The organism is Halorhodospira halophila SL1 (genome assembly GCF_000015585.1).
GTDB classification, from domain to species: domain Bacteria; phylum Pseudomonadota; class Gammaproteobacteria; order Nitrococcales; family Halorhodospiraceae; genus Halorhodospira; species Halorhodospira halophila.
Map to the genome: position 1 here is coordinate 853,087 of NC_008789.1, position 19,284 is coordinate 872,370.

At 58.4% G+C, this 19,284-nt stretch carries 17 protein-coding genes; 14 read left to right on the forward strand and 3 right to left on the reverse strand.

Going from position 1 to position 19,284, the window contains the following annotated elements:
• Positions 1–76 precede the first annotated feature (76 nt).
• The 10 genes from HHAL_RS13555 (at position 77) to HHAL_RS03975 (ending at position 11,785) form a co-directional block, all read left to right on the forward strand.
• Complete coding sequence (locus HHAL_RS13555) at positions 77–1,177, forward strand: glycosyltransferase family 4 protein (RefSeq protein WP_081432158.1); 1,101 nt, start codon at positions 77–79, stop codon at positions 1,175–1,177.
• A gap of 16 nt (positions 1,178–1,193) precedes the next feature.
• Entirely contained in the window at positions 1,194–1,949 is a 756-nt protein-coding gene (locus HHAL_RS12925; RefSeq protein ID WP_144446087.1) for an AAA family ATPase, read from the forward strand.
• Between the two features lie 280 nt (positions 1,950–2,229).
• Positions 2,230–5,085 (forward strand): PEP/pyruvate-binding domain-containing protein, encoded by a 2,856-nt coding sequence (locus HHAL_RS03945; protein WP_244857317.1) that lies wholly within the window; start codon positions 2,230–2,232, stop codon positions 5,083–5,085.
• The gene (locus HHAL_RS03950; protein WP_011813573.1) at positions 5,082–5,720 is read left to right on the forward strand and encodes a gamma-glutamyl-gamma-aminobutyrate hydrolase family protein; all 639 of its coding nucleotides are present in this window, start codon (positions 5,082–5,084) and stop codon (positions 5,718–5,720) included. The genes HHAL_RS03945 and HHAL_RS03950 overlap by 4 nt, the downstream gene beginning before the upstream one ends.
• Positions 5,717–6,466, forward strand: a complete 750-nt coding sequence (locus HHAL_RS03955) for a phosphocholine cytidylyltransferase family protein (RefSeq protein ID WP_011813574.1) — start codon at positions 5,717–5,719, stop codon at positions 6,464–6,466. Before HHAL_RS03950 ends, HHAL_RS03955 begins: the two co-directional genes overlap by 4 nt.
• Positions 6,467–6,496: 30 nt before the next feature.
• Complete coding sequence (locus HHAL_RS12520) at positions 6,497–8,161, forward strand: LicD family protein (RefSeq protein WP_011813575.1); 1,665 nt, start codon at positions 6,497–6,499, stop codon at positions 8,159–8,161.
• 323 nt (positions 8,162–8,484) lie between these two features.
• Positions 8,485–9,126, forward strand: a complete 642-nt coding sequence (locus tag HHAL_RS12930) for a hypothetical protein (protein WP_200342959.1) — start codon at positions 8,485–8,487, stop codon at positions 9,124–9,126.
• Positions 9,123–9,362: a hypothetical protein gene (locus HHAL_RS03965; RefSeq protein WP_011813577.1), complete on the forward strand. Its 240-nt coding sequence runs from the start codon at positions 9,123–9,125 to the stop codon at positions 9,360–9,362. The genes HHAL_RS12930 and HHAL_RS03965 overlap by 4 nt, the downstream gene beginning before the upstream one ends.
• Before the next feature lies 1 nt (position 9,363).
• Positions 9,364–10,518, forward strand: coding sequence for a glycosyltransferase family 4 protein (locus tag HHAL_RS03970; RefSeq protein ID WP_011813578.1), 1,155 nt, complete (start codon positions 9,364–9,366; stop codon positions 10,516–10,518).
• A 145-nt stretch (positions 10,519–10,663) separates the two neighbouring features.
• Positions 10,664–11,785 carry a glycosyltransferase gene (locus HHAL_RS03975; RefSeq protein ID WP_242463994.1) on the forward strand — a complete coding sequence of 374 codons (1,122 nt, stop codon included), beginning with the start codon at positions 10,664–10,666 and terminating at the stop codon, positions 11,783–11,785.
• A gap of 105 nt (positions 11,786–11,890) precedes the next feature.
• On the opposite strand, the gene HHAL_RS13245 is transcribed toward HHAL_RS03975, so the two are convergent.
• Positions 11,891–12,202 carry a hypothetical protein gene (locus tag HHAL_RS13245; RefSeq protein ID WP_144446088.1) on the reverse strand — a complete coding sequence of 104 codons (312 nt, stop codon included), beginning with the start codon at positions 12,200–12,202 and terminating at the stop codon, positions 11,891–11,893.
• A 107-nt stretch (positions 12,203–12,309) separates the two neighbouring features.
• On the opposite strand from HHAL_RS13245, the gene HHAL_RS13250 reads away from it, so the two are divergent.
• The 4 genes from HHAL_RS13250 (at position 12,310) to HHAL_RS12940 (ending at position 16,769) form a co-directional block, all read left to right on the forward strand.
• A complete protein-coding gene (locus HHAL_RS13250; RefSeq protein ID WP_144446089.1) occupies positions 12,310–13,215 on the forward strand; it encodes a hypothetical protein in 906 nt (301 codons plus the stop codon).
• A gap of 190 nt (positions 13,216–13,405) precedes the next feature.
• The gene (locus HHAL_RS13705) at positions 13,406–14,515 is read left to right on the forward strand and encodes a glycosyltransferase (RefSeq protein ID WP_011813581.1); all 1,110 of its coding nucleotides are present in this window, start codon (positions 13,406–13,408) and stop codon (positions 14,513–14,515) included.
• A complete protein-coding gene (locus HHAL_RS03980) occupies positions 14,512–15,798 on the forward strand; it encodes a TolB family protein (RefSeq protein ID WP_011813582.1) in 1,287 nt (428 codons plus the stop codon). The genes HHAL_RS13705 and HHAL_RS03980 overlap by 4 nt, the downstream gene beginning before the upstream one ends.
• 146 nt (positions 15,799–15,944) lie before the next feature.
• Positions 15,945–16,769: a glycosyltransferase gene (locus HHAL_RS12940; RefSeq protein WP_011813583.1), complete on the forward strand. Its 825-nt coding sequence runs from the start codon at positions 15,945–15,947 to the stop codon at positions 16,767–16,769.
• A 209-nt stretch (positions 16,770–16,978) separates the two neighbouring features.
• Here the strand turns inward: HHAL_RS12940 and HHAL_RS03985 are convergent, their stop codons facing one another.
• Positions 16,979–17,479 (reverse strand): integrase core domain-containing protein, encoded by a 501-nt coding sequence (locus HHAL_RS03985; RefSeq protein WP_049751432.1) that lies wholly within the window; start codon positions 17,477–17,479, stop codon positions 16,979–16,981.
• Positions 17,480–17,555: 76 nt separating this feature from the next.
• Entirely contained in the window at positions 17,556–19,244 is a 1,689-nt protein-coding gene (locus HHAL_RS03990) for an IS1634 family transposase (protein ID WP_011813584.1), read from the reverse strand.
• Positions 19,245–19,284: the final 40 nt, after the last annotated feature.

The window sequence follows — 19,284 nt, forward strand, 5'->3', positions numbered from 1 at the left end:
TAACAACCCTTTTTAGACCTCATGTTATTCGATTGTTAGCGGTTTGCAAGATCTATTACTTAGGTGGCCCAATAAAATGTGCAGCAATGTTATTGTCTATTGTTCACACAGCGCAGCGTATACAAGCTCACCCCTTAATGAACATTACATCTATAGAAAATCACACTTCCCGAGAGAACAGCACTACTACATTGCTATTAATACATGCAAAGAAGAAAAGCGGTTTAAGAGCAACGAGAAATTCCGGATATTTGAATGCAAAGGAAACGATAAAAAACTCTTTGAAGCACTTGAAAATATAATCGATGCACACACCCCTTCATCCAATATCATAATTCATAATCATGACCCAAAAGCGACAAAAAAAATCGCACATTTTATTAAAAAAAGACACCACAATATCCCTTTAGTGTATACAATCCATAACTCCTATAACAAATTTAGTGCTCGGAAGAAATGCCTCACAAATCTATCCATCCTGCATAGTAGCAAATCCGTATTCTGCGGGCGCGCGGCTTATGAAGCATATCCTTATCGACATCTTTTTAAACAAAAAACAACATTCATACCGAACGGGGTTGATATAGATCGCATTGACTCTACTCTCAACCGCAGGGAAGGCACATCAAAGCCGAACGATTATCGTATAAAAGTGGCGACAATCGCGAAGAACAATGGGCAGAAAAACCTGCCACACCTACTGAAGTTAGCTAGCGAACTGCCAAAAGAAATGCATCTTAGTGTAATTGGCCCGCTTTCCGATGAAGACAAAAACAAAATCGAGTCTCTCGACACAAAGAACGTGAGGCACGTAGGTGTGCTTGAGCGCGACGAAGCACTCCTCGCATTGTCACAGAACGATATATTTGCCTCTTCTTCTTTTTACGAAGGCTTGCCTGTTGCGGTGCTTGAAGCTATGGCTATTGGATTGCCCGTAGTGCTATCACGTATCCCCCCTCATTTAGAGCTAAGCTCTAAGGGAGACGGACCCATTGTTGCTGAATGCGACCTCTCTCTCTGGAAACAAAAAATACGCGAACTGAACGAGCTGAAGCAACAAAAAAATAATGGGCTACAGGAGTTGGGCCAACTAAACCGCAAACTTGTGGAAGAGCACTTTAGCTTGGCAGCAATGCACAAAGCTTACAGTTCTGTTTATAAGGAATTACTCTATTAAAAAGCATACTTTCGGTTTGACTTATGGGTGGCCTAAAATTGAACAAAAACCTGTAACTGTTGATGTAGTCGGTTTTTCTGGCAGCGGAAAAACCATGTTAATTGATCTTTTAAAGAAAAAGTTTGAGCAGAATGGCTATTTTGTCGATAGCTCGAGCCCTTACAAAGGAAAAACTGTTGATTCGCTTACATGCACAAGAGCGGCCAACGTTAATGTCTACCGCCTTTTACGTAGCTCCGCAACGCGGATCACCAAACCAGTTACTCTCTATGTAGCTATAGTTTTTTGGTTTTATTCAATATCCAGGCGTGTTTATCGTTTTAGGCATGCTTATAACTTTGCATTGCGCGCATTGTCGCGCAGGACGCACAGCGGGAGAATAGTTCTAGAAGACACGCCCAGAACGTCAATTTTGCCGCTTTTTCTTCCACCTGTTGATGGTCGTGGTTGGCGGGGAGGCATCCATCGATTATTGCATGCCGACTTTTTTCCCGATGCTATATTGGTAATTGACCTCCCGCCAGATTTAATGCGCAGCCGGGTTCTACAAAGAGAACGCCCTGGGGACAAGCACTCAGCGTTAGACGAATCAACATTTATCGATCTTGCAAATGCGTATAAGAAAAATATCAACACGTTAACTCGTTATCTTAAAAATAACACACGGACTACCGTTATTAAGATTGATGGCACACAAGATATTGAGGCCATCGCTAATAGTGCAGCTCAACAGGTATTGTCTCGCTTGAGAAAAGCCGACAAAAACATTTGAAGAATCACTAACAGATAATGCACGATGTTGCCTCTGTTTTTCCGATCGTTTTTTGCGAGCGGCCCCGATGGTTCCACAGCTAACTGACTATAGTACGCTTATAATCCTCGGCGCCGGCGCCCCCCACCGTGGGGACCTTCCAGCCGCTCTGCGCGAGCCGCGCTCCGGCACTTCGGTCCTGCAGTGGCTGCTGGACGCGTCCGGCTGCTCGCTCGAGTGCACTACCTTCGTCGCTGGGTACCAAGCAGACGCAATTCGAGAGCGTTATCCCGATTTGGCGGTGGTGGAAAACCGGGATTGGGAGCACACGGGGAGTGGCGCTTCACTCCTGGCGGCGCCTTTTGGTACGAACTCCCCCCTGCTGGTCTGCTACAGCGACATCCTCTTCCGTCAGACAGTGCCCACGGCGCTGGCGCGCTGCGAGGCCGATGTGGCAGTGGCCTGGGACAGCGCCTGGGACCACCGCTACGCCGGGCGCGAGGCTGCGGACCTGGCCCGCTGCGAGAAGGTGATGGTCAACGGCGAGCGCATCGAGCGCCTCGGCGCCGACCTGCCGGTGGACTGGGCCGACGGCGAGTTCATTGGCCTGGTGCGCTTCTCCCCGCGCGCCCTGGAGTGGCTGGAGCGCCTGCGCGCGGACGGCCCCGAGAGCCTGCGCCAGCGCCACCTCTCCGAATACATCGAATACCTGCGTGCGGCCGGCCTTTCGGTCGCCGGCGTCGATGTCGCTGGAGACTGGGCCGAGTTCAACGAACCACGGGACATCGCCCACTTCATTCTCGGTACCAAGGCCGAGACATTGGGCCGGCTGCGCGGCATGGTCCGCCACGCGGTCATTCAGGACCAAGTCGTATGCACCGTCGCCGAGTGGCAAGCCGATCGCGCGGCGGTGATGGACCAGGTGCGCCAGCGCTTCACCGGAGAGCGGCTGGTTGTCCGCTCCAGCGCCCGTAGCGAGGACTCCTTCCACCATTCGAACGCTGGCGGCTACGACAGCCTGCTCAACGTCGATCCTCGGAATGGCCTTGAAGAGGCCGTCGAGCAAGTCATTGCTTCCTATGGGACGGCGGATGACGACGACCAGGTGCTCATCCAGCCCATGGTCACCGACGTGGCCATGAGCGGCGTCGCCTTTACCCGTACCCTGGAGCACGGGGCACCGTGGTATGTGGTCAACTACGAGACCGCCGGCGACACCGAAGCCATCACCAGCGGGGCTAGCGGTGACCACCGCACGCTGCTGCTGCGCCGTGGCGCGGAACCCGAAACGCTGCCGGAGCCACGGCTGGGGCCGCTGGTGGCCGCACTGCACGAGATCGAGGCCCTCCTCGGTTACGACGCCCTGGACGTGGAATTCGCGCTCGACCCCGCCGGCTCGGTGCACATCCTCCAGGTCCGACCCATCGCGGTAGATCGCAAGGGTAGCGACCTGGACGATAGTGCCTTCGACGCCGCCATGGCTGCCGCCCACGCCCGATGGGAGACGCTAACCCCGGCCCCACCCCACCTGCCCGGGGATCCGGCGCCGCTCTATGGCGTGATGCCCGACTGGAATCCGGCGGAGATCATCGGCACCGCTCCGGGCGCCCTGGCCGCCAGTCTCTACCGTCACCTGATCATGGACGAGACCTGGGCCATCCAGCGCGCCGAGTACGGTTACCGCGACGTGCGCCCGGCTCCACTGCTTGTGGAGTTCGCTGGCCACCCGTATGTGGATGTGCGTGCCAGCTTTGCCTCGTTCCTGCCGGCGGAACTCCCCGACGATTTGGCCGGCCGGCTGCTGAGCTTCTACCTGGAGTGGCTGCGCCAGCGCCCGGAGCTCCACGACAAGGTGGAGTTCGAGGTGGTGCCCACCTGCCTGGCCCCCGGCTTCGAGGGCTGGGAGCGGCGCCTGCAGGAGGACGGCGGCTTCAGTACCGACGAGGTCCGCGCCCTGCGCGAGGGGCTACGCCGGATCACCGCCGGCGCCTTCCACCGCTGCGAGGACGATCTGGCGCAGATCGAGACCCTGCGCCAACGCTTCCAGGCGATCGAGGGCGATACCCGGCTGGCACCACTGGAGCGCGCACGGATCCTACTGGACGACTGCCGGCGGCTTGGGACACTGCCGTTCTCCCATCTGGCTCGCAGCGGTTTCGTCGCCGTAACACTGCTGCGCGAAGCCGAGGCGTGCGGGATGATCAGCGCAACCGCCCGGGAGAGCTTTCTCTCCACGGTCCGAACGGTGAGCCACCGGCTCACGGCGGACGCACGGGCCACCGCCACCGGGGAGATGAGCGAGCACGCCTTTATCGCTCGTTACGGCCACCTGCGCCCGGGCACCTATGACATCACCTCGCCCCGTTACGACGCCGATCCAGAGCGCTTCCTCCGGCCGCTGGTGGAGCACGCCCGGGAGGCTGCCATGGAGGAAGAAAACCCTGGGCCCTGGCAAGCCGAGCGCGCAGCCTTCTTCTCGGCACTGGCCGAGCTCGGCCTGCCGGCCGACCCGGAGCGGGTCGAGACCTTCCTGCGTCAGGCCATCGAGGGGCGGGAATACGCCAAGTTCATCTTCAGCCGCAACCTGTCCGCGGCGCTGGAGGCACTGGCTGAGGCGGGAGCACAGTACGGTCTGGAGCGCGCCCAGGTCGCGCACCTGCCGCTGGACGAGCTACTCGCCCTGCGCTCCGCGGCGCGTTCTGATGAGGCGATCGCCCGTCATCTGAGGATGCGCGCCGATGAGGAGGCCGAGGCCCGGCGGGTGGCAGGGGCCTGCGAGCTACCGCCGCTGATCACCGGCCAGGCGGACCTGGATGCCTTCGTCATTGGTGCCGACCGACCCAACTTCATCGGCTCCGGCTGCATCACGGCGGACTGCCTGGACCTCGGCGATCAACCGGCCGATGCGGACCTAGACGTGTCCGGGCGGATCGTCCTCATCCCTCAGGCCGATCCCGGCTACGATTGGCTCTTCGGCCAGGGGATCACCGGGCTGGTGACCCTCTACGGCGGCGCCAACTCGCACATGGCCATCCGCGCTGCGGAATTCGGTCTACCGGCCGCCATCGGCATTGGCGAGCAACGCTACCGTGAATTGGCCCAAGCGCGAGTTGTCGAGCTTGCCCCGGCCAACGGCATCCTGCGGGTGGTCCGATGAGGCGCAGGGTTGCCGTCAGCCAGCGCTGCGATGCCGTGCCCGGGCGTGACGAGGTGCGCGACACCCTCGACGTGCGTTTGGCGACGCTGCTCTGGGATTTGGGGTTTCTGCCGGTTCCCATGGCCAGCCACATCACCGATCGTGCTGCCTACTTTGAGGCCGTTGAGCCCGAGGCCGTGGTCCTTAGCGGCGGGAACAACATTGGCGAGGCCCCCGAGCGCGATCACTTAGAGATGGCCCTGCTTGATCACGCGGCCGCTTTTAGGCTGCCCGTAGTTGGGATCTGTCGCGGCATGCAGATGATGAACCACTACCAGGGTGGCGCCCTGCGGGCGGTCGCCAGGCATGTCGCGGTGCGCCACCGGGTCAGCGGCCCGCTGGCAGGGGCAGACCGCCGAGTGGTGAACAGCTACCACGACCAGGGCATGCTCGACGCCGACCTCGGTGACGACCTTGAGGCCATGGCCTGGTCCGAGGACGGCGCAGTGGAAGCGCTGCGCCACCGGGAGTGGCCGTGGCTCGGGATCATGTGGCACCCGGAGCGCGACGCGCCCGTCGCTGAGTCTAACCGAAAGCTAATTCGAAACCACCTGGAAGGCCTACCTTTGGACCTTTCCCACGGAGAGACCTCATGAAAGCGATCATCCTGGCCGCTGGACAAGGTACCCGCCTGCGGCCCCTGACCGACGACAAGCCGAAGTGCCTCGTTGAGTTGGCGGGCAAATCCCTGCTCGACCACCAACTTGATGTGCTGCGCGCCGCCGGGGTCGATGACATCCACGTGGTCGCTGGCTACCGCGCCGATCAGCTGGAGCGACCCGGGTTCACCCGCCACATTAACGAGCGTTATGCCGAAACCAACATGGTCGGCACGCTCTTTGCTGCCGAGTCGGTGATGACTGGGGAGAGCGACCTGATTATTAGCTACGGCGACATCGTCTACGAGCCTCGGGTCCTGGCGGCGCTGCAAGCGGTGGACGCCCCGATCGGACTGGCGGTGGACCGCGAGTGGCGGCGCTACTGGGCGGCGCGCATGGACGACCCGCTGGCCGACGCCGAGACCCTGAAGCTCACCGATGGCGACCGGGTCGTGGAGTTGGGCAAGAAGCCGGAGGGCTACGCGGACATCCAGGGCCAGTACACCGGCCTCATCAAGGTCCGCGCCGACCATGTGCGACGGCTGCCCGAAGTCTGGCGCGCCATGGACCGGCACGCCACCTACGACGGCAAGGATTACGACAACATGTACATGACCAGCTTCATCCAGCACCTCATCGACATGGGCTGGGAAGCGCGCGCCGCCTTCATCGACAACGGCTGGGCGGAAGTGGACTGCGAGGCCGATCTCGCCGCAGCGACCGGGTTCTGGAGTGCGGGATAACGTGCTCAACCAACAATCAAAGGACACGCGATGAGTCAAGCCGACACCGAGAACAAATTGCGTACCCGCTCTCCCGACGAGCTCTCTTTGCAGATGGAGGGACTCATTGCGCTCCGTGAGGTCCTCAGTGAGCACCTTGATCGTTGGTTTCTCAGCGGGGGAACGCTCCTCGGCGCTTATCGAGATGGCGACTTCATTCCATGGGATTGGGACGTTGAGGTGACGGTGCTTACCGAGGAAGCGCAACCGAAAGAGGGCGCACTTCTTAAAGCACTCCTCGAGGCCGGATTCACCATCACCTCATCCGATTCGTCGCATGAGAATTTTAAAATCGTCGCCTCCGGCTGGGGAACCGAGTACGAGATCCTCGGCCGGTACCTAGCCGAAGATGGCAACGGACGCATCCGGTTGATGACTGAAGTGCCCGCCCGCTTCTTTGAACAACATGAGCCTGTGACCTTTCGTGGGCACACCTTCCCCGCACCTAGCCCTACAGATGACTTTCTGGAAGCACTCTATGGAGACTGGCGAACACCGCTGAAGTCAGCCGATAAAAAGACCTACTTTTCTGGGACTGCATACCGCAAGAACACGCACTCTAGTCCTTCTGCGCGTACCGCCCAGATCCGCAAGCTGCTAGTCCCCGCACAGGTGCGGGAGTTTCCTGAGGTTGGAAGGGCTGCCCTTGATCGCTTCCAGTCCTGGGATCAAGAACTGGGCTGGTGTAATCAGCCCAATGTCACGAAGGTCGATCAATCTGATCGATCGGCCGGCACCAAGAAAGACGCCCCCGGACTGGCCGTCTTCTCCACGGACGAGACGGGCTCCCGCAGTTGTCGCCACCCGACCGAAAAACCAGATGTCAGCTGCTACGGCGACGGCTACTGCATGTGCCGGGACGTTCATGATCATGAGACCTTCCCTTGGTTCCTAGGCGACCGGAGGGGCACCCGTGTCTCCAACTACGGCGTTGGCAACTACGGGCTTGACCAAGCCCTCCTCCGGCTGCGGCGAGACTACCGTAACGATCCGGCCGACACGGTCGTCCTTGCCGTCACCTCCATCACCATGGCGCGCTGTGTGTCCGTGTACCGACACTACCTAGAGCCCGGTAACCTCTTCGCGATCAAGCCACGGTTCCGGCTTTCCGAACAGGATGGATCACTGCAGACCGTTGATTACCCGCTCAACGACAAGCACGATCTCTTGAGGCTGGAAAAATATGCTGACTTCTTTCGCGGGAACGACGAGCACTATAGCTTTTGGCGAAGGAGTCGAGTTAACTACTACACGCACCAATTACCAAAAAAGATCGGCGCTCGCTTTGGGGTCACTTCTTTACCCGCCCCTTACAAGACCTTTGAGTACGAGATTAGCTTCTGGCGGAGCCACGAGTGTTTATTTTTTGGGATGATGGGTTACTATCAGGCCTTGGCCGACAAACATGGGTTCCGGCCGATTTTTCTGCTCCAGCACCACAACCGAAGCCTTGAGTACCTGAAGGAACGACCGTCACACGAACTGCCCTGGGCCTCGGTACTGTCTAAGGCCGCGGACCACTTCCCGGGCATAACCTTCTTGGATGAAGCTAATATCTTTGCCGACTATCCGAATATTGACGAGCTGTACATAAGATCGCACCACTCTGCGCATGCGAATCGTATGATCGCCGATTATTTGAACAACTTTCTATGACTTCAGAATCACCCAGCACTCCCAAAATCATCGTCCTTGGTACAACGTACTCTGGATCAGGCGCGGTCTATGACTATCTAGCCAACCGAGGGGACGGGTACGATCCACTCGCCGGGCACGAATACCTCCTCCCGCAGATACCTTATGGCCTGATGTGTCTGCGCTCTGCAATAGGTGAATCGTTCCATCACGCTATAGCAGACCATGCCGTCAGGGCTTTTCTCTCCGTTACGGAACAACTGACACGCACAGGGACTCGGACTCGATATGGAAAGGGATATGGCGTACTCCTGCCGCGCTTCCTAGAGGAGGTTAGGCAGCTTGTGCACGATGCCACTGCCGCTGAATTCCCGTTACAGCTAGAATGGAGAAAAGCGGAAGAGACGCGGCTGAGGCGCACCGTCAATTGGGTGTTGGCCCGATTTCTCAGATACAGGTCACCCCCTGAGAACACCTGGCTCCCGGTCCCTGAAAAGGAGTTCGTTCAACTTACGCAGCGTATGCACGACCGCCTCTTCGTGATGCCTTCAGGCACCTCGGCCAGTTTCACCCTTCTCAACCAGTCCGGCTCTGGCTGGAACCCGGTGGCGTCTACCGACTTTTTCTCACACAGAAAGGTCGTCCTGGTAACAAGAGACCCACGCGATCAGTTTGCCGAGTTGAAAACTTTTAAGCGTGCGCGTAACGTCGATGAGTTCGTCAAATGGTATCGTGCCATGCAACAGCGAATTGAGATCGAGCACCCGGATTTGCACATTGTGCGCTTTGAAGATTTTGTTTTAGATCATCATGACGCCAAATCAAGCTTGTGCGTTTTTTCTGGGATTGAAGCAGATGTTCCAAGTTCATACTCGACCGAGATGTCAACTTTAAACATTTCAAAGTATCGACAAACGCTCTCCTCAGAAGAGATAGAAAAACTCGAAACGGAGCTTGGCCAGCACATCCGGGAACGAGTTCAATGAAGGTTCTATTCTTCATCGGCTCCCTCACCGGCGGTGGAGCCGAGTGCGTCACTGTTGGCCTAGCCAACTACCTCGTCCGGAACGGCCACCAGGCCAGTCTCGTGACGATGCACAACACCGACCGGGACTTCTACATCCCCGATGACGGCGTTGGCCGGGTCTGCCTCAATCCCGCCGGCGAGAGCCTGGGCGTTGACAATTTAACCGCTAAGATGTCTGGGTTCAGGGCATTTTGAGATGCGCATCGCCTACCTCTCCAGCTCCACCATCCCCTCCGACTCAGCAAACAGCATCCACGTCATGAAGATGTGCCAGGCCATCGCACGGCTCGGCCATGACGTACGGCTCATTGCGCCGGATAGGCTGGACACTCTGCGCGCGCAGGCCGCTACCTGCCCTCACGTTTTCTATGGCGTCGAAGACAACTTCACGATACACCGCGAGCACTGGCCTTCGATCAAGGGCCGAGGGTATTGGTATGGCTTGCGTGCCGCCCGAGCGGCGAAACGGTGGGGCGCGGAGCTCGCGTACGGCCGCAACACCGCAGCCTGCTTCTTTGCGGCTCAGCTGGGCCTGCCCGTACTGTATGAATCGCACTTCCCGATCAACGACTCGGGGCGTCTTCAACGGGCACTCTTCCGGCGCTTGATCCGCAGCCGGCACTTCCGGGGCCTGGCTGTTATCACTCATGCGTTAAAAGAGCACTACGAGCACCACTGGCCCGAACTGAAGGGCCGGATCACTGTTGCCCCCGACGGCGCGGATCCCTTGGATGACTCGATGGAACCTATACCGCTCGCTTCCGATGAGAAGCGGTTACAGGTGGGCTATGCCGGCAACCTATACCCCGGAAAAGGCATGGAGGTCGTCCTGCCCCTGGCGCGCCAATGCCCTTGGGCGGACTTCCACGTCATTGGCGGCACCGCAGAGGACCTATCCGCTTGGCTCGGAAGTGAACACCGACCGTCTAACCTTCGGTGCCATGGGCGCCAGCCCCCCAGCGAAGTGCCTCGCTACCTCCTCGCGATGGATGTCTTACTGCTGCCGAACCAGAAGCACGTAAGTACCCAAGGGGGCAACACCGACATCGGGCGTTGGACCTCGCCTTTAAAAGCTTTTGAGTACATGGCCGCCGGGCGCGCGATTCTTTGTTCCGATGTGCCGGTCTTGCGCGAGGTCGCGGTACACGGACGGAACGCCCTGCTTTGCTCCCCCGACCAGGTTGATGACTGGGCGACCGCGCTTGAAAGCCTTCGTGACGATCCGGATTTACGCAAGCACCTGGGGAAGAGGGCGCGCCGGGAGTTGGAAGAAACATACACGTGGACGGCACGGGCTGAGCGTGCCCTAACGGCTACTCCTGGTACGGATGGCCACCCATCGCGCCGCTGAGCCCACTCATCGCCGGACCTCTTAGGTGAACTGCAGCGCGCAACGCGACGATCAACAGCGTATAGCGTTATCTCACGGGGGGCGTTTGACTCCATTGGGTCTGATCAGCGTCACCACCTACTTTTCCAGAACTAGGGAGCACCAGTTGGCCTCCACCATGAAAAGCGAATCGCAGATTCCCCCAATCGCCTTTTTCGTCCCCAGCGTGATTGGCGGCGGCGCGCAGCGCGTCTTTGTCACATTGGCAAACACGCTCGTCGATATGACTGCGCACCCGATCCACTTGGTGGTCATCCGCGATGGCGGGGAGTTCTGGTCCGAAGTACGGCCTGAGGTGGAGATCGTCAACCTGGGGGCCAGCCGCATGCGGTATGCCCTACCAGCGCTCACTCGCTACCTCCAGACCGTGCGACCTCAGGCTCTGTGCTCGACACTCACCTACTGCAACGTCGTCACAATCCTCGCGTGGCGGTTGGCCGGGCGACCATGCCGACTCCTCGTCCGCGAAGCCAACGTCGTACGCAAGGAGGAGAGCGTCAGACGCGCCCTCATGCGCTTAACGTACCCCCAAGCCGATCACGTCATCGCGCTTTCGCCGGAGCTTCATTCGAACATCCTTGACGCCAACGTCCCAGTGCGCGACAGCATCGCCACCATCGGCAACCCCGCCCTGGACTTTCAAGCGATCGAGCGCACGACGGCGGCGCTTGACTTTTTGCCCCGGCCAAACCCCCGGTTCATTTGTGCGGTCGGCAGTCTGACTTATCAAAAAGGCTTCGACACGCTTCTCACGGCCTTCGCTCGGCTGAGCGACACTTCCGTACACCTTGTCATTCTAGGGGAAGGAGAGCTACGTCCCTCCCTGGAGGCACAAAGCGAGAAGCTGGGCATCGCTCACCGTGTGCATCTCGTGGGGTTCGTTGCACGCCCGACCGATATCGTTCAACACGCATCCCTTTTCGTTTTGTCGTCCCGCTGGGAGGGCTTCCCCAACGTGCTGCTTGAAGCCTTAGGGACAGGGGTGCCGGTGGTCGCCACCGATTGCCCCGGGGCCAACCGTTCAATACTGCGAGACGGCGAGCTGGGCCATCTTGCCGATCCAGACGACCCGGACGCGTTAGCCCACTCCATCGCTGAGGCGTTGACGGACCCAAGAGCGACTCCAACGGAGCGCCAAGAGCGCGCTCAGGAGTTTGCCGCGCCAAAGATCGCGCGCGAATATCTCGACCTATTCGGTGCCGCATCCAAAACCGCGCCGGAACGCTAAAAATCCTGGCTCACCCTGAACATTTTTTGTCTCCTTATCCTCTAAGTCACGCAAACCACGAGTACTGCGCCTCCTAATCATTAATTCCCGCAACATCTATCCCACTCAGGGTAAGCGTTGCGGTTTTGAATATTGAGCCTCCCTCCAGTTTATTTTTTTACTGCATGACACGCTTAAGAAGTCCAGCTTACCAACCGCCAACCCACCGCGGCAAAACATCCGGGAACGGGAGCCTTTTTTTTCTAGGTGGGTTGTTCCTACTGTTTTTTTTATTGGTTTTCCGTTTACGCGTTGATCTTTATGACCTAACCATACCTTTAGCCTTTCTGTCTCTTTTTTTTCTGTATCACAGCCAGAGGTTACCACTTCATTTTCTGTCTGGCTTTGCTCTTCTATTGGCTTTTTCAGCTTACACATACATTATATCAATCGCACAAGAGCCAACCGTAGATTCTCATATACTGCTAAAGCAACCACGGGTTTTGCTTTCGTATGCTTCGGTTTTTATTATAACGTGGGCGCTTTTGCGAAACAATCCTGATATATCCATAAACGCTGCGCACAAGACACTTGCAGCCGTCCTTTCCCTGCATCCGTTAATACTTTTTCTTCAGGTCGTCATACCATCATTCAATGAGTGGTGGGCTGCAAGCTTTTTAGCCACCGGCGCTTTTAATATAGAGCGTGGTCGCGGTCTTTCGCCAGGTACTAGTGCAGGCGGGCAGATTCTTGGCTTCATTTCTCTTTATTATTTTTATCTGTCGAGCCGATTAGACAACCCGAGATACGCACTGGCAGCCCTGTTGACTTTACCTCTTTATCCTTTAAGCGCTTTGGCGGGCCTTGCCCCTTTTACCATTGGATTTCTATATTGGACGTACTCAGGAGGCCTGCGGCTTGTACCCTTCACCAAATGGGCTGTTGGACTTTTGGTCGTCATGGCATTTACATGCTTCGCATATTTTATAGACCCTGACAACCTGCTCTTCCAGAGGCTTCAACAGGGTCTACTTCGCGTTTTTGCTGGACTTGGTTTTTACGATTCACAGGTTTTACATGGAGACCCAAGGGCCTCGCAGCAATCATTATTAGGAAGTTACAGCACGCCTCCGCTAGATAGACCAGGACAGTGGCTTTTTGGAAACGCCCAAGAGTACGGACCCGACAAAACTTTCTCTAGCGACGCAGGCTTCGTCCGTTTTCTGCACGTATACGGAATAACGGGCACAGCATTGGCTTTCTTTGTCATTGCTTGGTTTGTTTATACTGGTAAAAGCATATTGCTCTTTCTATTTGCATTATCTTTCTTTGTTTTACAATACAAAAACCACATGCTGTTTGGCCGCATCTCATTTGATCTTTTCTTCCTCTGGTGGACTCTATCAATACTTGAAAGGAATGCATACAATCACCGAAGCTCCAGCCACTGATACACCTTCGGCACCATGATCATGATATTTAGATTCGTCGCATAAACTATCATATTTTCGGGCGCTGGGTAATCCGGTGCCTCAGACGAGTTACCCTCGGTTCTGGATACAACATAACCTAACGATCCAAGACTAGCACTGCGCTTTCATGTGGTAGATGCTAAATTTTCCAGGCTGACTCAACCAAGACATGAAAACGATCGCATACGTAGTATCTAGCCTTCCACCATCCGGCCCGACTACCCAGTTACTTCACTTGCTAAAGAACCTCGACCGTGACCGCTTCATGCCTCGTCTCGTTGTTTTATCACCTGAGCGCGGCAATCGCTCCGTGCGCTCCGAGCTTCCCTCTGATGTAGAGGTTCACTCGCTCGATCTCGGTCGGCTATCAGCCGTCGGACGCGGCGCGCGGGATCTTGATCGGATTCTTAAAAGGATTGATCCCAAGATCGTCCATACGAGCGGCGCACGCCCGGATAGCTGGGTCTCTCGTCTCACAGGGCAGTGGCGGCACCTAGCCACCTTGCGTAATGACCCGTTTCACGATTACCCGTCCCGCTTCGGGACTCTCCTTGGCCGAGTGCTTGCCTTCTGGCACTTGCGTGCTCTGCGCCGGGTACAGCAGCCTGTCGCGTGCTCCTCGGAGCTTGCCCGTACATACTCCCGACAATACGGCATATCAGCTGAAGCCATTCGGAACGGAGTAGATACTGACTACTTTCGACCTAGCGACGACTTGCCGACCGAGCGCACGGACTTTCTTTGGGTGGGATCACTCATCCCGCGCAAAGAGCCGAATCTAATGATAGACGCCTTCGGGCACGCGTTCCCACGAGATGTTCCCGGGCCATCGACCCCCGGCCTCTCCATGCTTGGGGATGGGCCGCTCAGCAACCAACTCGCGTCCGAGGCCAATCACCCAGGAGTGAGCTTGAATGGCGCCGTCGACGATCCCCTGCCCTACTACCATCAAGCGTCCTGGTTCGTGAGCACATCCCGCAGCGAGGGTCTGCCCAATGCCGCCCTGGAGGCGCTCTCTTGCGGCCTTCCAGCACTATTGAGCGACATACCGGCCCATCGAGAGCTCGCGGAGCATGCCGGAGAAGCGGTGCGCTTGGTCCCGGAGCACAGCACGAAGGCTTGGGCAGAAGCCCTGCATGCCGCCGCCTCGGATTGTAACCTTCCCGCACGACGGTACGCGGCTCGGCAGGCTGCAGAGCGACACTTTTCCGCGAGGGCGATGGCAAAGCAATACATGGCTCTCTACGAGGACCTGATTCAGCAAGGGCGCTGCTCATGACGAAGTTCAACACGTTAGAGCGTCGTGTCGCCCGTCTCCTCACTGGTGCTCCGAGGACGAAGTCTGTCGCGAAGGCTGCTTGGCAGCGGTGGTCGTACCTGCTGAACCGACCTAACTTCCGGCGCTCGTGCCACTACCCCATCCGCTCTCTGGGAAGTCCTGATACCGCTTCCTTCTTCGGCTATTACGATCATAGTCCGGCGTCACCGGATGACCATCGCCTGCTTTGGCACGAGACCAACGCTGATACCGCCCGTCCCCCCGAGTGTGCCTCCTCTATCGACATCGTGCTGGCGGACCCGAACGGAACCCCCTTAGGCCGCTGGCCAACCCGCGCGTTCAACTGGCAGCAAGGGGCGCGGCTGCAGTGGCTCGATACGCACACCTTTCTCTACAACGACTTTGACAGCAACGAGCAACGCTATGTCGCGCGGCTGCGTGACAGTGAGGGAAGCTGGCTCCGTGACCTCTCCCACGCCGTCTACGACGCTTCCGCCCAATCGGGGCTTGCGGTTTCCATCAACTTCGAGCGGCTCGCGCAGCTGCGGCCCGATTACGGCTACTTCGCTCGCGCGGTTGGTGCGGCGCCACCAATGCCCTCGGATCACGAGGACGGCCTGTGGGTTGTCCCCGTCGACGGCAGCGCCCCAAGCCTTGCTGTCTCATTAGCTACGCTTTCGGATAAGTCCGGCCGTAAGGGCGATCAGCGTAAGGTCAACCATCCAATGCTGGACCCTACGGGCAAGCACTGCGTGTTTCTCTATCGCGTCTTCGAACAGGGGCGGCGGCACGACAGCCTGTGGCTTTTGGATCTTACAACCGGCTCGCTAGACCAGCTCTTAGATACTGGCATGGTAAGCCACCTTGCCTGGTACGACACGGACTGGCTCATCGGGTACTTGCGGGGCCAGGACGGGAAAGACGGTTACTACTGGTTGGACCGATCCGGCCACCTGCAACCTCTTGCGGAGCGTAAACTAGACGAGCACGGCGATGGCCACCCCTCCGTGCACGGTCGTTGGGTTGTCACCGACACCTACCCGGATAAGGGCCGTCTACAGCACCTACGCCTCTTGGACCTCGAAACCGGTCGCGTCGAGCACGTTGGCAGCTTTTTCCACGGCTTCCGGTACGCTGGACCTCAGCGGTGCGATCTGCACCCTCGCTTTGCGCCCGATGGTCAAGCGATTTTCTTCGACTCGGTCCACGAAGGCCTCCGGCGCCTTTACTGCGTCGATGTGAGAAGCACTTGCCCCGAAAACCTGACAGAGGAATACGCTTGACATCCCGTACCTGATGTGTACGTCGCTACCCGGTTGAGATTTTATCGCATGCCTGCGCGAGCACGAAAACATTGCTAAAATGATGCGCCCCCATTTAGCAAATTGATTGGCGATTTCAATCTGCGCGCCATGGACTTCTACGCCCTATGCAAACAGACGTTTCTATATTACTCGCCACTTATTCCGGCGACTCCCCAGAACTTTTACATAAGAGCCTCGAAAGCCTTGAGCACCAGACCTTGCCGCCTGACGAGGTCATATTAGTTGAATCAGGCGCCCTGACACAAGCGCAGAGAGAGGTCATCGAAGAAAAACAGAAACAACTTCCACTTCGCCGAGTCCTGAAAGAAAAAAACGAGGGGCTGGGCGCTGCTTTAGCCGAAGGCCTCAAGCATGCGCGCTGTGAATGGGTTGCAAGAATTGACGCTGACGATATTGCCTTCACGGACCGACTGGAACGCCAAAACCAACACCTGATTAAAAACCCAGGCATTGACATTCTCGGAGGAGGCGCTGTAGAAATTGATTACGATGGAAATATTGGAAAAACCAGGGTCATGCCAACAAAGCATGACAAGATTTCTAAAACAATCTGGGCCTGCCCAGTCATTCACCCTAGCGTTACTTTTCGCCGGAGAAGAATTTTAGAGGTAGGCAACTACAACCCAAGCTTACCCAGAGGCCAAGACTACGAGCTCTGGTTCCGTGCTTTGCACAACGGGCTAAGATTTGAAAACCTTCCCGACCCCGTCGTCTACTACCGATTTTCCCAAGACAATATTCGGCGCCAGCCTCCCCGTGAGTGTTTTGTCCAGGGGCAAATTGGTTGGCGTGGCTGCCGCATGCTGGGTTTACCCTTATGGCAGCATTTGGCGGTTTGGTATCCCTTTGCTCGAAGCCTTCTTCCCCTGCCTTTGGCGGAAGCAGCATATCGTTTTTCACAGAGGATTGATCCACGGCTCGCACGTTGAACACCAGATCACACAGAAAAGGAGTAAACACACGTCGAGCTCACAACTCGCGCTTCTGATAGATTACCGTAGCCACCGTGACCATTGCGGAACACCTCGTAACAGACCGGTTCCGATGAGTGAGTCGGCTACGGTTGGGGAGTGTGTTGCAGCCACGCCCACAACCACAGCACTGCACTCGCCAACCCTTCCCAGGGCGTCGGAATGTTTCAACCCCGATCCGACAGTGAGTGCACGTTTTCTTGATGAATGTCGCTCTTCGTCCTCGGGGTCGATAGCTCCTCTGCGCTGGCCGTCAGGAAGGCTTCGGCGCTCTGGGCCACGCCGTCCTCGGGGTTAATGGCGACCTCCTGTGGAGGCGTGCGCGCGATCGGACGTCCCTTGGGATACCGGTGAGGGTGCTCGGCGAAGTAGGCGTCGAGGGCGGCCTGGCGCTGTGCGCGGACGGCCTCGACGCGGCCCTCGAAGACCTCGGCCGGGGTGTAGTAGGCGAGACCCTCATGCGGGCGGTGCTTGTAGCTTTCCATGAACGCGCTCATCCACTCGCGAGCGTGGTCGATGCCCTGGAACCGGCCGGGATACCCCGGGCTGTACTTGATCGTCTTGAAATGCGCCTCACTGAAGGGGTTGTCGTTGCTCACCCTCGGCCGGGAATAGCTGCGCCGGACGCCGTGGCTGTCGAGGAACTCCCGATAGCTCTGGGCGATCATCCCCGAGTTCCACAGCTATGCGCCTAAGTTGTTGAGTCGCCGACGGCGCGACCCCCGAAAATGTCACAACAGGCCTTCAAGCCGGGTGCTGAGGCACCTCTACACCTAGCTCGTCGAAGAGCTGGAGTTGCTCCGGTGTCGGCTTGGTCACCCGCTCGTAGTCCTGCCCGGCGAGGTGAACTTTGTGGCGCTGTATACGGCGCAGCGCCCGTAACGCGTTCTCCGGTGAGTAACCGCTACCAGCCGCCTTGAGACGCCGGCGCAGGATGCGATGCAGAACCAGGGCCAGGAAGCAGATGAGCGCGTGGGCACGGACGCGCTCCGGCAGCCGGTGGTAGACCGGCGCGATTTGGATGTCGCTCTTGAGCACGCGGAAGCCGCGCTCAATGTCCGCAAGGGCCCGATAGCGGTCGGCGATCTCGCTCGGCGAGTACTCGTGGAGGCTCGTGACCAGCAGCAGCTTGCCGTCGAGCCGCTCGGCGGCCGCCCACGCCTCTTCGTCGATGTCATAGCGGAATTGCTCGGCGCCGAGGTCGGCCTTGACGATGCTCGAGAGGCTGCTGCGCAGGACGTGCTGATGGAAGCGCCGATGGGCGCTGCGATCAGTCGAGCGCCGCCCGCGGCCGGGCTTTCCCGCATCCTGGTTGTCGAGTCGCTGGGCCAGGGCCTCGCCGATCTGCTCTAGCCGGTGGATCTTGTGCCGGCGCGAGGCCTGCTGTTCGGCAGCCCGTTGCGGGTTGTGCGCCACAATCAGCCGGCGCCCCTGCCAAGTGGTCTCGGTGACGGCTTCGCCCTCATGCTCTGCCGCCTGCTTCTCGAGCTGCGGCTGCAGCTCGCTCATCAAGCCGGTGAACTCCGCATACCGGCGTCCGGGCACCGCCAGGATGTAATCGATAGCCAGGTCGTGCTGCGCGCTGAGCGCCTCCAGCGTGTCGACATTGTCGAGGCTGAGCAGCCCCCGATCCGCGACCACGGCCACACGCCTGATCGGGTAGCGGCTGAGCAGGCGCTGGAGCATGGGTGCCAGGGTGCGCGTCTCCGCGACATTGCCCTCGAAGACCTCGTGGGCGATCGGCAGGCCATCGGAGGTCTGCACGACCCCGAGGGCGAATTGGCGGGCAACGCCGCCTGTGTCCTTGCTCTTGCCGCGCTGGCGCAGATCGTCCGCGACCTCCTCCACACCGTGGATGCGCACCGTGGTGATGTCCCAGAACACGACGCTGAGCTCCTGATCGAGCAGGGGCTTGAGCTGCCCGGCAATGGCCTGCTCGACCCGCTCGGGGTGGTTCATCAGCGCGTCCATGGCGCGCAGCAGCTGCTCGTGGTGCAGTTGCTCAGAATCCACACCCGGGAGGCTGACATCCTCCTGAAGCCAGTCGAGCACGCCGCGCTTGCTCCGCGGTGCAGCCAGCCGGTTGAAGACCATGGCGCGGATCAGCGCCTCCGCGTCGAACTCGCGCCGCGACGAGCGCAGCGCCTTGCGAAGGGCGTCATCCAGGCCGAGTTCCTGCCAGAGCTGATGGAGCGTCCAAAGGTCTCCGAAGGCGCGAGCACGCTGAAACTCCGGTTCCGCTCTCCGGGGCTCAGACCGCCCAACAGCGCGTTGCAGGCCCTCGATGAGGCCGTCCACCTCGTCATCGCTGAGTTGGTCGGCCCGCCCGAGGTTCGCGACGGTGCGTTGCTTCACCCGTCCGTTGTCGTCGCGGTAGCCCTCGACGAGGCGGACGTAGCGGCGGGGACCGGATCGGACGACGCGTACATACATGCCACGACCGTATAACCCCCTTGTTCTATTTTCAAGGGGC

Bases quoted from the DNA above. Each gene is read 5' to 3' on its own strand.
- HHAL_RS12940 (WP_011813583.1), top strand. From the start codon at position 15,945: ATGCAAACAGACGTTTCTATATTACTCGCCACTTATTCCGGCGACTCC.
- HHAL_RS13555 (WP_081432158.1), top strand. From the start codon at position 77: ATGTGCAGCAATGTTATTGTCTATTGTTCACACAGCGCAGCGTATACA.
- HHAL_RS03985 (WP_049751432.1), bottom strand. From the start codon at position 17,479: ATGATCGCCCAGAGCTATCGGGAGTTCCTCGACAGCCACGGCGTCCGG.
- HHAL_RS03970 (WP_011813578.1), top strand. From the start codon at position 9,364: ATGCGCATCGCCTACCTCTCCAGCTCCACCATCCCCTCCGACTCAGCA.
- HHAL_RS03965 (WP_011813577.1), top strand. From the start codon at position 9,123: ATGAAGGTTCTATTCTTCATCGGCTCCCTCACCGGCGGTGGAGCCGAG.
- HHAL_RS13245 (WP_144446088.1), bottom strand. From the start codon at position 12,202: ATGTGTAAGCTGAAAAAGCCAATAGAAGAGCAAAGCCAGACAGAAAAT.
- HHAL_RS03990 (WP_011813584.1), bottom strand. From the start codon at position 19,244: ATGTATGTACGCGTCGTCCGATCCGGTCCCCGCCGCTACGTCCGCCTC.
- HHAL_RS13705 (WP_011813581.1), top strand. From the start codon at position 13,406: ATGAAAACGATCGCATACGTAGTATCTAGCCTTCCACCATCCGGCCCG.
- HHAL_RS03980 (WP_011813582.1), top strand. From the start codon at position 14,512: ATGACGAAGTTCAACACGTTAGAGCGTCGTGTCGCCCGTCTCCTCACT.
- HHAL_RS03950 (WP_011813573.1), top strand. From the start codon at position 5,082: ATGAGGCGCAGGGTTGCCGTCAGCCAGCGCTGCGATGCCGTGCCCGGG.
- HHAL_RS03955 (WP_011813574.1), top strand. From the start codon at position 5,717: ATGAAAGCGATCATCCTGGCCGCTGGACAAGGTACCCGCCTGCGGCCC.
- HHAL_RS12520 (WP_011813575.1), top strand. From the start codon at position 6,497: ATGAGTCAAGCCGACACCGAGAACAAATTGCGTACCCGCTCTCCCGAC.